The 10,854-nt window shown below is 71.7% G+C and carries 11 protein-coding genes; 7 read left to right on the top strand and 4 right to left on the bottom strand.

Going from position 1 to position 10,854, the window contains the following annotated elements; genetic code table 11:
* Positions 1–160: 160 nt before the first annotated feature.
* Positions 161–1,042 (bottom strand): endonuclease I family protein, encoded by an 882-nt coding sequence (locus tag ACFW5B_RS13240; RefSeq protein ID WP_386437800.1) that lies wholly within the window; start codon positions 1,040–1,042, stop codon positions 161–163.
* A gap of 615 nt (positions 1,043–1,657) precedes the next feature.
* Between ACFW5B_RS13240 and ACFW5B_RS13235 the strand changes: the two genes are divergently transcribed.
* The gene (locus tag ACFW5B_RS13235; protein WP_386437797.1) at positions 1,658–2,092 is read left to right on the top strand and encodes a hypothetical protein; all 435 of its coding nucleotides are present in this window, start codon (positions 1,658–1,660) and stop codon (positions 2,090–2,092) included.
* A 51-nt stretch (positions 2,093–2,143) separates the two neighbouring features.
* On the opposite strand, the gene ligD is transcribed toward ACFW5B_RS13235, so the two are convergent.
* Entirely contained in the window at positions 2,144–3,058 is a 915-nt protein-coding gene (ligD, locus tag ACFW5B_RS13230; RefSeq protein WP_386437794.1) for a non-homologous end-joining DNA ligase, read from the bottom strand.
* Positions 3,059–3,088: 30 nt separating this feature from the next.
* On the opposite strand from ligD, the gene ACFW5B_RS13225 reads away from it, so the two are divergent.
* Both ACFW5B_RS13225 and ACFW5B_RS13220 read left to right on the top strand, forming a co-directional pair.
* Positions 3,089–4,219 (top strand): Ku protein, encoded by a 1,131-nt coding sequence (locus tag ACFW5B_RS13225; RefSeq protein ID WP_386437791.1) that lies wholly within the window; start codon positions 3,089–3,091, stop codon positions 4,217–4,219.
* Between the two features lie 47 nt (positions 4,220–4,266).
* Positions 4,267–4,641 carry an RNA-binding S4 domain-containing protein gene (locus tag ACFW5B_RS13220; protein WP_386437788.1) on the top strand — a complete coding sequence of 125 codons (375 nt, stop codon included), beginning with the start codon at positions 4,267–4,269 and terminating at the stop codon, positions 4,639–4,641.
* 40 nt (positions 4,642–4,681) lie between these two features.
* On the opposite strand, the gene ACFW5B_RS13215 is transcribed toward ACFW5B_RS13220, so the two are convergent.
* Positions 4,682–5,104 (bottom strand): YchJ family protein, encoded by a 423-nt coding sequence (locus ACFW5B_RS13215; protein WP_386437785.1) that lies wholly within the window; start codon positions 5,102–5,104, stop codon positions 4,682–4,684.
* A gap of 196 nt (positions 5,105–5,300) precedes the next feature.
* On the opposite strand from ACFW5B_RS13215, the gene ACFW5B_RS13210 reads away from it, so the two are divergent.
* Together ACFW5B_RS13210 and ACFW5B_RS13205 are read left to right on the top strand one after the other, a co-directional pair.
* A complete protein-coding gene (locus tag ACFW5B_RS13210) occupies positions 5,301–5,495 on the top strand; it encodes a hypothetical protein (protein ID WP_018092434.1) in 195 nt (64 codons plus the stop codon).
* 147 nt (positions 5,496–5,642) lie between these two features.
* Complete coding sequence (locus tag ACFW5B_RS13205; RefSeq protein WP_386437781.1) at positions 5,643–7,529, top strand: hypothetical protein; 1,887 nt, start codon at positions 5,643–5,645, stop codon at positions 7,527–7,529.
* Positions 7,530–7,716: 187 nt separating this feature from the next.
* Here ACFW5B_RS13205 and ACFW5B_RS13200 read toward each other — a convergent pair whose 3' ends face one another.
* On the bottom strand, positions 7,717–9,222 hold the full coding sequence (locus tag ACFW5B_RS13200; RefSeq protein ID WP_386437779.1) for a PLP-dependent aminotransferase family protein: 1,506 nt from the start codon (positions 9,220–9,222) through the stop codon (positions 7,717–7,719).
* Between the two features lie 106 nt (positions 9,223–9,328).
* Here ACFW5B_RS13200 and ACFW5B_RS13195 point away from each other — a divergent pair, with 106 nt between their 5' ends.
* Together ACFW5B_RS13195 and ACFW5B_RS13190 are read left to right on the top strand one after the other, a co-directional pair.
* A complete protein-coding gene (locus tag ACFW5B_RS13195; RefSeq protein ID WP_386437776.1) occupies positions 9,329–10,006 on the top strand; it encodes a YitT family protein in 678 nt (225 codons plus the stop codon).
* Positions 10,003–10,803 carry a glycerophosphodiester phosphodiesterase family protein gene (locus tag ACFW5B_RS13190; RefSeq protein ID WP_386437773.1) on the top strand — a complete coding sequence of 267 codons (801 nt, stop codon included), beginning with the start codon at positions 10,003–10,005 and terminating at the stop codon, positions 10,801–10,803. The genes ACFW5B_RS13195 and ACFW5B_RS13190 overlap by 4 nt, the downstream gene beginning before the upstream one ends.
* The last annotated feature ends 51 nt before the right edge of the window (positions 10,804–10,854 follow it).

The raw sequence follows: 10,854 nt of genomic DNA, 5'->3' as shown, positions 1-10,854 counted from the left end.
CCACCTATATATACACTATATGAGTCGTCGGCAGCTTCTTTTGTTTATATGACACCGGCCGGGGGCGGGTGGGCCTACCCCACCCGTGGCGGGGGCCCCGGGGTGCTGTAGCCCGTGGGCGGGGCCCGGCGGTGGGCCCCCCGGCCCCGGCCGGAGCGGTCTACCAGATCTTGCCGACCCACTCGGGGTGGTCGATGAACGGGTTCCTGTTGTGCTGGAACTTGTCGAATATCACCTGGTTGCGGTGCTTTTCGAAGGCGTCCGGCGGGTCCTCGTCGCTCCACTTCTTGAGAACGGAGAGCCGGCCGATATGCGGCTGGGTGCCGTTGTCGACCTTGTCATTGGGCTCCAGATCGGGGAATCCGTCACCGCCGTCATAACGGACGGCCATGTACAGGATCATGCGGGCGACATCGCCCTTGACCGCGTCCCGGGGCTCGAAGGAGTCGTCGTCGGAGAGATTTCCGGGCGCCTCCTCGACCTTCGTACCGCCGTTGTCGAAGTCCTTGTTGCCGCGGATGCTGTTGACCGACACGTCCTCCGGGCGCAGATGGTGGATGTCCGTGCCGGGACCGGTGTCGGTGCCGAAGTCACCGTGCGACTTCGCCCAGACGTGCTCACGATTCCAGTCGTCCGGGTTGCCGCCGTTGGCGTCCTTGCTCTGCGAACGGCCGGTGTAGAGCAGAATGACGTTCGCGCTGTTGTCCGGGTCCTGGTCGGTTTCCTTGAGGGCGTCCCAGACCTGGTCGTACGTCAGCTTTCCGGTCTGGGTGCTGCTGATGATCTGGTGCAGCGAATCCTTGAGTGCCTGGCCGGTCTTGCCGATGGCGTCCTTGTAGTACGTGTCGTCGTACGACCTGTCGCCGGCCGCGCCGGCGGAACGGGATGACTGCTGAGCGGCGGCTGCGCCGGCGGCATGGTGCGGTGCGGCCGAGCCGCCCGTCGCACTCGCCGGAATCTGGGCGACCATCGCCGTCAATGCCGTACCGCCGGCGAGGGCCAGCGCGATACGGGCGCGACGCTTCACGCGGGTGTTGTCCACGAAGGGTGTCCTCTCCCCGAATTGTGGCACCGAGTCGCGAAAATGTGGGGCACGACCGGCGCCGGCCGTTGGGAGCGGCCGCAGGAAGCTTTCCATCGCGGTAATCACCACAGTGTGAACACCGGGCAAGAGTTATGTGTCCACCCCGTGGTAATCGCCGAATTCACCAGAAAACGCCACCGCAATCCATTCCCCGTCAGAAGGCCACCGCTCACCGGGGTTTCGATTCGGCAGTCGCGGAAATCACCGTTTGGGGCTTCCCGCGAGGGATGTGCGGGATGTGACGGATACGGATTGTGCCGGTTCAGTGGAGGTGAGAGAGGAACGCTGTATGCCAACGTCCGTGCGATGGCCCCCTGTTGAACGTGAATGAGCGCGAAGGGATACGGGTGAATGCCGGGGAATGCAATGAGCGAGGGCACCCGGAGTCCGGGCGGGCTGATGGATCGGGCCCGCCGAGGAGATCCGCGTCGACGATGCCCACACCCCTTGGGCCCATCGGGTGAACCCGCGCCCCGTACGCAACCGAACCCCTACCGCCCTGCTTCCGAAGAGTTGACAGCCTCATTCACCGAATCCCTTGCCCCCTTCGGACCGTGAGTTGTGGAGGCCCCCATGCCGCACCACCGCCCCACTCCCCCGCCCTACGGCGTGACGCCGCAGTACGTCCTCGCTCCCCCGCGCCCCGAGGACCGGCTCGGCGCGCCCGCGGAACCGCAGGGGCCGCCGCCCCAGCCCGCCTCCCACGCCGGCCATGTGCTGCCGCCGCCCCGCCCGGAGGACCGGCTGCACATCGGCCCCCCGCACCCGCAGGACCGGCCGCTGCTGCCGCCGCGCCCCGAGGAGCAGCGGCAGGGGCCGGTTGCCATGCCCGACCGCCGGCGGCTGGAGCTCCAGGCCGCGCTGACCGCGGCCGGTGTCGCTCCGACGGACGGGGACCTGGCCGCCCTGGCGGAGATCGCGGCCCTGGGTGACACCACGGCCGGTGCCGTCATCACCTGGCTCGGGACCGCCGCACGCGCCTCCTGGCCACGGCCGCACGCGGTATGAGCGGCCCGTAGGCCGCCGACCGCACCGGACCGCACCGGGCCGCGGCGAACGCTAGGCGGACCCCGCCCGAGGGGGCGCCGCGGCCGGCAGCGGACGGGCCCGGTGCGGGTCGAGGAGCGGGGCGAGCAGATCGCCGTGGCGTTCGCAGCGGGGCGCGATGTCGCTGAAGAGAAAGGTGAGTTGCTGCGGATCGGTGCAGTCGGCGACCTCGTCCCAGGTGACCGGTGCCGAGACGGTGGGGGTGGCGCGGGCGCGCAGGGTGTAGGCGACCGCGGTGGTCTTGGCGGCGGCGTTCTGGGAGAAGTCGATGAAGACCTTGCCGGGGCGCAGCGCCTTGGTCATCTTGTGCAGGACCAGGCCCGGGAGCGCCGCGGCGGCCTCGACGGCGAGGGTCCTGGCGTAGGCGGTGGTCCGCTCGGACGGGGTGGGCTCGACGGGCACGATGAGGTGCAGACCCTTGGAGCCGCTGGTCTTGGCGTAGACGTCGAGGCCGTCGGCCGCCAGCCGCTCGCGCAGCCACCGGGCCGCGGTGCAGCACTCCACGATGGTCGCCGGGTCGCCGGGGTCGAGGTCGAAGACCAGCCGGTCGGCGACGCCCGGCGCCTGCCGGGTCCACTGCGGGGTGTGCAGCTCGACGACCAGGTTCGCGGCCCAGACGAGCGAGGGCAGGTCCTGCAGCAGGACCTGCCGGGTGGGCCCCGACGTCGAATGGGGGACCTCGCACGTCTTCACCCAGGAGGGCGTGCCGGGCGGCAGATTCTTGGTGAAGAAGCGCTGGCCGTCCGGCCCGTCGGGGTAGCGCAGAAAGGAGAGCGGCCGGTCGTGGAGGTGGGCGAGCAGCGGGCCTGCGGTGGTGGTGCAGTAGTGCAGCACCTCACCCTTGGTGGTGCCGGTCTCGGGATAGAGGACCTTGTCCAGGTTGGTCAGCGAGAGGCGCCGCCCCTCCACAACGGTGATCGGCGACATACGATGAGAATCCCACACAAGGGATGAAATATGCGTTCTATATGGAATGGGTCCATATCGTTCGGCCTGGTCACCATCCCCGTGAAGACCTACAGCGCCACCGACCGCACCTCGTCGGTGTCTTTCGTGCGCATCCACGAGAAGGACGGCGCGCAGATCCAGTACCGGAAGATCTGTGAGCTGGACGGCAAGGAGGTCTCGAACGAGGAGGTCGGCAAGGGCTATCAGGCGCCCGGCGACGACACCATCGTGCCGATCACCGATGACGATCTGTCCCAGCTGCCGATGCCCACCGCCAAGACGCTGTCGATCCTGTCGTTCGTCGACCCCGCCGAGATCGACCCGCTCCAGATGGACAAGGCGTACTACCTGGGACCCAACGGGGCGGCCGCCGCCAAACCGTACGCGCTGCTGCGGGAGGCGCTGGAGGACCACCGGAAGGTCGCGGTCGGCAAGGTGGCGATGCGGGGACGGGAGTCCCTGGCGATGCTGCGGGCGCACGACGGGGCGATCGTGATGCATACGCTGCTGTGGCCGGATCAGATCCGGCCCGTCACCGGTGTGGCCCCCGAGGACGTCGAGCTCCGCGAGAACGAGCTGACGCTGGCCGAGACCCTGATGGACTCCCTGGGCGAGCTGGACCCCGCCGAACTCCACGACGACTACCGTGCGGCCGTCGAGGAGCTGGTCGCCGCCAAGCTTGAGGGCGAGCCGGTCGCCGCAGCCGCGTCGGATACGTCCGCCCAGGTCATCGACCTCACCGCGGCGCTGGAGAAGAGCGTCCGGGCGGCGCGGGGCGGCCCGGAGGAGCGCGAGGAGTCCGAGTCGGCCTCGGTGACGCCCATACGGGGGCGGAAGGCGGCCGAGAAGGGCGAGGCGCAGCAGGGCACCGCCAAGAGGAGCGGCGCGGCGGCGAAGAAGGCAACGGGCAAGAAGACCGCGGCGGCCACCGCGAAGAAGGCTCCCGCGAAGAAGACGGCGGCCGCCCCGAAGGCCGCCGGCGGGCGGGCGAAGGGCACTTCGACGGCCAAGACGACCGCGGCCGCCGGTACTTCCGGGAAGGCGGCAACCGCCACTTCCCGGAAGACCGCCTCGAAGAGCACGAAGAGCACCGCCAAGAAGGCCGCGGCGAAAAAGACCACCAAGAGGTCGTCCGCGTAGGCCCGTCGGGGCAGCCCGCCCGCGGCCGTCCGTTCTAGAGTTTCGGTATGGCTTCAGACGAGGGGACCACCCGCATCGACAGCTGGATCTGGTCCGTACGACTCACCAAGACGCGCTCACTGGCGGCGACGGCCTGCCGCGCGGGGCACGTACGGGTCAACGGTGAGCGGGTGAAGCCGGCCCACGGTGTGCGCAACGGCGACGAGGTGCGGCTGCGGCACGCGGGCCGGGAGCGGATCGTGGTCGTCACCCGGCTGGTGCGCAAGCGGGTGGGCGCGGCCATCGCGGCGGAGTGCTTCATCGACAACAGCCCGCCGCCCCCGCCGCGCGAAGAGGTGCCGGTGATCGGGATCCGCGACCGCGGCACCGGACGTCCCACCAAGCGCGACCGCCGGGAGATCGACCAGCTGCGCGGGCTGTGACCGGCCCGTACCAGGGGGCCGCGATGGGTGAGACCTACGCCTACGGCAGCGCGTCGAGGTAGACCCACTGGCCGTCCTCGCGGACGAAGCGGCTGTGCTCGTACTGGCTGTCGGCGTGGCCGTGCAGGCTGTAGTGGGCGCGGAATTCCACGGTGCCTTCGGTGTGGAAGGCGCTGCCGCCGGTCGCGCCGAGGATGTCCAGGCCGGTCCAGCACTGTGCCGGTTCGAGGTCGAGGGCGGCCGGGCGGGTCGTCGGGTGCCAGGTGCGCAGCAGATATCCGGTGTCGCCGACGGCGAAGGCGCTGTAGCGCGAGCGCATCAGACGCTCCGCGGTCGGGGCGGTGGCGCGGCCCTGGTGGAATGCGGCGCAGCAGTCGCGGTAGGTCTCGGCGCGTCCGCAGGGGCACGGCGAGGTGGGGGTGACGGCGGCGGGGCGGCGGGGCGTGTTCTTCTGCTTCGGCACCCCACGATTGTGCCGGGTCGGCGGGGGCGGAGTGCGACACGCGGAGCACATACGGATCCGGCACGCCCTGGAGCTGCACCCATTTGGGGAATTTCCCTGACAAATCACCCATTTGCAGCTTTTCGTGGCTTGATACGTGCGGCGAGGCTGGAAGAACTCATGGTGACCGTCCCCACCACCCAGGAGAGAACCCCCCATGATTCTGTCCATTTCCGGCGTCGTCCTGCTCGGTGTCATCGTCTTCCTCTTCTTCCGGAAAGACGGCCTGAAGTTGTCCCACGCTCTGGTCTCCGCGCTCTTCGGGTTCTACCTCGCCAGCTCCGCCATCGCGCCCAGCATCAAGGCGGGCGGGGCGAGCCTGGCCAGCCTCCTCGGGGGGATCAAGATCTAGGGCCGTCCGCCTCGCGGCGCACCACCACGGGTTCCGCCCGCACGGGCCGCACCGGCTCCCGTCCGGGCGGCTCCGTGTGCGGCACGCCCGCTCCCCGCAGCCCACGCCGATTCCCGTACGACCACCGCACGAGCAACAGGAGATGACGTGGCCCGGCGCCCCCTGCCCCGCATCCTGACCACCAGCGCACCGCTCGCCCGTATGGCACACAGCGCCTCGCTCGCCCGTAGTCGCGAACTCGCGCGTACGGCCGCCGACAGCGCCTCCGATGTGTTCCACCCGCTGATCACCATCGGCCGCGGGCTGCGCCGGCTGGGCGCGGCCGGCCGGGGACGCTGGGCCGAGACGCCCAAGGACCAGCGCGGCCCGCTGGCGTTCTTCGTGGGCGCATGCGGCCTGGTGGTGTGGCTGGTGCCCTACGGGCCGCTGCTCGCCCTGATCGCGCTGATGGGCGCGGGGGCCTGGGCGGGGCGGGAGCGTACGCCCGTGGCGACCGGCCCCAGCGAGGCCGAGACCGAGCGGCTGCGGGCGCTCTACGAGGCACTGGTGCCCTACCTCTCCGCCGAGGGGGACCCCGGCCCGCTGTATGCGCACGGCGGTGACTGGGAGCGGGCCTTCACCGAGTACGCCTTCGACGACAGCGGGCGGCTGGAGCGACTCCAGCTGAAGTACCCGGCGTACTTCACCGACGGTGAGGACCGGTCCCGGGTCCGCATCGAGCAGGTGCTGTACGCCAAGGCCGGGCGCGGCCGGGAGTACCACTTCACCTGGGACGAGCTGGCCAATCAGCTCACCCTGACCGCGCTGGACCCGCTGCCCGCGGATATCGCCGCCCAGCGCTTCGTCACCTCGCCGGGCGAGACGGTGCTCGGCTTCACCGACCCGGACTCCGTACCGCGGACCCTGCCGGTCACCGGCGGCCAGGAGACCCGGGACGCCCCGCCGGTGGTCTGGCGCACCGGGCACCGCTCCACCGAACCGCATCTGCTCGTCCTGGGGCAGCCGGGGACCGGCGCCACGACCCTGCTGCGCTCGATCGCTCTCCAGGCGCTCCAGCACGGCGATGTGCTGGTCATCGACGGCAGCGGCACCGGTGAGTACGGATGTCTGGCCGGGCGCAGCGGTGTGCTCGGGGTGGAGAGCGGGCTGGCGGGGGCACTGGCGACGCTGGAGTGGGCGTCGCACGAGACCGAGCGGCGGCTGATCGCGGGGAACCGGGCGCGGCAGGCCGGCGGGGCGGCGCCGGACGACACCCGCCGACCGCTGTGGATCATCGCGGACCGTCCGACGGCGCTGTCCCACATCGCCGTCGCGGAGGGCCGGGACGATCCGCAGCAGTGGCTCCAGGTGCCGCTGCGGCACGGCCGGGCCGCGCAGGTCACAGTGGTCGTGGCCGACCAGTTCGAGACCGCCGAGCTGCTGAGCGATCCGGTGCGGGCGCACACCAAGGCGCGGGTGGTGCTCGGCCCCGCCACGGCGGAGGAGGTACGGGCGGTGCTCGGGGCGCCGCCGCACACCACCCCACCGGCACAGGTGCCGCCGGGCCGTGGCTATGCGCGGCTGGGGAACGCCCCCGTGCTGCGGCTCCAGGTACCGGCCACTCCCGATCCGCTCGATGACGCCACCGGCCAGGCGCACCGGGAGGCGGTCCTGGCCCTGCTGCCGGAACGTACGGTTCCGGCGGACGGGGCGGGGGCCACCGAATCGGTGACCGGCGGCAAGCGGGTGGAGGCCGGCAAACCGGCGGAGGTGGGCAAGCCCGCGGCCGGCAGCGAGCGGGTGGGGACCGGCAAGTCCTCCGACGGCGGCGGGTCCGGGCGTGGCACCCGGGCGGAGCCGGTCGACGGTTCGGCGGCGGTCGAGGCGGCCAAGACGGAACGGGACGCCGAGGAGACCGGCTCCGCCGCCGAACCGACTGCCCCCGAACCGTCCGCCGCCGAACCGGTGGGTGCGAGCGCGCGGGTACGGACCGACAAGGGCGCCAAGCCCCGTGTGATCAAGGGAACGGTGGAGGCCGTCCGGGCGGACGGGTGAGGCTCATCCGCCCGCCGGTACCAGCCCCTGGAGTCCGCTCCGTCCGGCCCCGGGGCGTCCCTTCGGCCCGGAGGCACGTCAGGCCCCGGGAGACGGCCCGCCGGTACGGGCCCGAGTCCGCTCCGTCCGCGCGAGGTCCGTCCAGCCAGGGCATCCCTCCGCCCCCGGGAAATGCGCCGAAGCCCCCTCAGGCCACAAACGTATGCCGCAACTCCGCCTCCACCGGTGCCCCCGTCGCCACCAGCCGTGCGGCACCCGCCAGCCGGACCGCGGCCTCGTCGGCGACCGCCCCGTTGACCGTGAACGGCAGCCGCACGAAGCCCTCGAAGGCGCCGTCGACACCGAAGCGCGGACCGGAGGGCACCCGCACCCCGAGCCGCTCGCCCGCCTCGGCGATCCGGGAGCCGGAGAGTCCGCCGGTCCGCGCCCAGAGGGTGAGGCCGCCGCGGGGCACGCTGAATTCCCAGTCGGGAAGGTGCCGGTGCAGCGCCTCGACGATCGCGTCGCGGTTCTCGCGCGCCTGCTCCCGGCGGATGCCGACGGCCTGCTCCCAGCCGCCGCTCTCCAGGAGCGAGGCGATGGCGAGCTGTTCGAGGACCGGCGAGCCCAGGTCGGAGTAGGCGCGGGCGGCGACCAGACTGCGGATGATGTCGGGGGCGGCACGCACCCAGCCGATCCGCATGCCGGCCCAGAACGCCTTGCTCGCCGAGCCGACGGTGATCACCGCACTGCCGGCCGGGTCGAACGCGCAGACCGGACGCGGCTGTTCGGCGTCCTCGTCCAAACGGAGTTCGGTCATGGTCTCGTCGACGACGAGCAGGGTACCGGCCGAGCGGGCGGCGTCGACCATCCGGCGGCGCTGGTCCTCGGTGGCGAGGGTGCCGGTGGGGTTGTGGAAGTCGGCCACGACGTAGGCCATACGGGGCGCGGCATCCCGCATCACCTGGCGCCAGAGGGGGATGTCCCAGCCGGCCAGCTTGTCCCCGAGGGCGACCGGGACGAGCCGGGCGCCGGCGTCCCGCATCAGCTGGAGGATGTTGGCGTACGAGGGCGAATCGACGGCCACGCGCTCGCCGGGGCCGGTACAGAGCCGGCAGATCGCGGCGACGGCGCCCATCGCGCCGGTGGTCACCATGATCTGTTCCGGCATGGTGGGAATGCCGCGGGCGGTGTAGCGGTCCGCGAGGGCCTGGCGGAGGACGGGCAGACCGGCCGGGTAGTCGCCGTGGGTGTGGGAGTAGAGCGGAAGGTCGGCCATGGCGCCCTGGACGGCACGGGTGAGCCAGGGTTCGGGGGCCGGGAGGGCGGCACAGCCGAGGTCGATCATGGAGCCGGCGGCCTCCGGCGGCAGCGGTTCCAGGCCACGGGTGGGCAGCGGGTTGCCGGCCGGGACGGCGGTCCAACTGCCCGAGCCGCGCCGGGACTCCAGGAACCCCTCGGCGCGCAGCGCTTCGTAGGCGGCGGCGACGGTGGTGCGGCTGACGCCGAAGGCGGCGGCCAGTTCGCGCTCGGCCGGCAGACGCGCGGCGACCGGTATCCGGCCTTCCAGTACGAGCAGGCGCACACCGTCGGCGAGGCTGCGGTAGGCGGGCAACCGGCGGCCGCCGGAGGCGAGTTGGGCGTCACGTGGGTCCTGCGACCGGAGCAGCCGGGCGAGTTGGGGTGCGCCAACCGCTGAAGTCCACTGAGCCATGAAGATCAGTCCACCTTCCCCGAATTGGCTCTACTTCCCGAGCCCGGACACGCCACATGGTGTCATGCGTCGGTCCAATCCTGCCAGGAGGGGGAATGTCGTGCCCATGATCAGTAGGTCCGGCCCGGGGAGGGGCCTGCAGGCGCGCCGCCTGGTTCAGCTCTATACGGGACTGACGCTGTACGGCGTGAGCATGGGCCTGATGCTCCGGGCGGAGCTGGGACTGGAGCCGTGGAGCGTGCTCAACCAGGGCATATCCCGGCATACGGGTCTGTCGATCGGCACCGTCACCATCGTGTCCGGCGCGCTGATCCTGCTGCTGTGGATACCGCTGCGCCAGCGCCCCGGCCTGGGCACGGTGTCCAATGTGGTGGTGCTGGGGCTGGTGATGGACGCGACGCTGGCCTGGGTGCCGGACCTGGACTCCTTGGGCGCCCGTATTCCGCTGCTGGCCGGCGCCGTCCTCCTGAACGGCGCCGCGACCGGTCTGTACATCTCCGCCGACTTCGGCCCCGGCCCGCGCGACGGGCTGATGACCGGGCTGCACCGGCGGACCGGCCGCCCGGTGCGGCTGGTGCGGACCTGCATCGAGGTGACGGTGCTCGCGGCGGGCTATCTGCTCGGCGGCTCCGTCGGCGTCGGCACGGTGGTCTATGCGCTGGCCATCGGCCCGCTGGCACAGTTCTTCCTCCGCCGCTTCGCGATCAAGGGCACTTTGGCGCAGCCGTCCCCGGTGGTGGCCCGCGGAGAGCCTTCACCTGAGCGCGCCATACTGCCGGAGTGACCTCAGCGATACGCATCCGCCACGCCTATCTCGACCACCCCGTCCCGCTCGCCTTCGCCCACCGGGGCGGGGACGCGGAGGGCCTGGAGAACACCGCCGCCGCCTTCCGCCGCGCGGTCGGCCTCGGCTACCGCTACCTGGAGACCGATGTGCACGCCACATCGGACGGCAAGCTCGTCGCCTTCCACGACGCGACGCTCGACCGCGTCACGGACACCCGTGGCGCGATCGGCCGGCTCCCCTGGCGGACGGTGCGCCGGGCCCGGGTGGGCGGACAGGAACCGCTGCCGCTGTTCGAAGAGCTGCTGGAGGAGTTCCCCGAGGCGCGCTGGAACATCGATCTCAAGGCCGAGGCCGCGCTGCCGCCACTGCTGGACCTGCTCCGCCGTACGCACGCCTGGGACCGGGTGTGCGTCGGCTCGTTCTCGGAGGCCCGGGTGGCGCGGGCCCAGCGGATGGCCGGCCGGCGGATGGCGAGTTCGCTCGGCACCCGTGGGGTGGCCGGTCTGCGGCTGCGCTCATACGGCCGCGGAGTGCTGCCGCTCGACCGGCTGCTGGGTGCGGCGGTGCGGCGCAGCGCGGTCTGCGTCCAGGTTCCCGAGCGGCAGTCCGGCATCCCGGTCGTCGATCCGCTGTTCCTGCGCGCCGCGCATGCGCTGGGCATGCAGGTCCACGTCTGGACGGTCAATGATCCGGATCGGATGACCGCCCTGCTGGACTTCGGTGTGGATGGCATCATGACCGATCACATCGAGACGCTGCGGACGGTGCTGACCGAGCGGGGGTGCTGGGTCTGAGCCGCCCGGGTCCGTCGGCCTGTCCGCCGCCGTGAACGGGGACGGGACGAC

It is taken from the genome of Streptomyces sp. NPDC058773 (genome assembly GCF_042746015.1).
In the GTDB taxonomy this organism is placed as follows: Bacteria; Actinomycetota; Actinomycetes; order Streptomycetales; family Streptomycetaceae; genus Streptomyces.
The sequence above is the reverse complement of the archived record's forward strand: the minus strand, read 5'-3'. Positions and strand labels throughout refer to the sequence as shown.

What these genes read in the sequence shown, in the direction of transcription:
- ACFW5B_RS13200 (WP_386437779.1), bottom strand. Translation starts at nt 9,222, where the DNA reads ATGGCTCAGTGGACTTCAGCGGTTGGCGCACCCCAACTCGCCCGGCTG.
- ACFW5B_RS13235 (WP_386437797.1), top strand. Translation starts at nt 1,658, where the DNA reads ATGCCGCACCACCGCCCCACTCCCCCGCCCTACGGCGTGACGCCGCAG.
- ligD (WP_386437794.1), bottom strand. Translation starts at nt 3,058, where the DNA reads ATGTCGCCGATCACCGTTGTGGAGGGGCGGCGCCTCTCGCTGACCAAC.
- ACFW5B_RS13195 (WP_386437776.1), top strand. Translation starts at nt 9,329, where the DNA reads ATGATCAGTAGGTCCGGCCCGGGGAGGGGCCTGCAGGCGCGCCGCCTG.
- ACFW5B_RS13225 (WP_386437791.1), top strand. Translation starts at nt 3,089, where the DNA reads ATGCGTTCTATATGGAATGGGTCCATATCGTTCGGCCTGGTCACCATC.
- ACFW5B_RS13220 (WP_386437788.1), top strand. Translation starts at nt 4,267, where the DNA reads ATGGCTTCAGACGAGGGGACCACCCGCATCGACAGCTGGATCTGGTCC.
- ACFW5B_RS13210 (WP_018092434.1), top strand. Translation starts at nt 5,301, where the DNA reads ATGATTCTGTCCATTTCCGGCGTCGTCCTGCTCGGTGTCATCGTCTTC.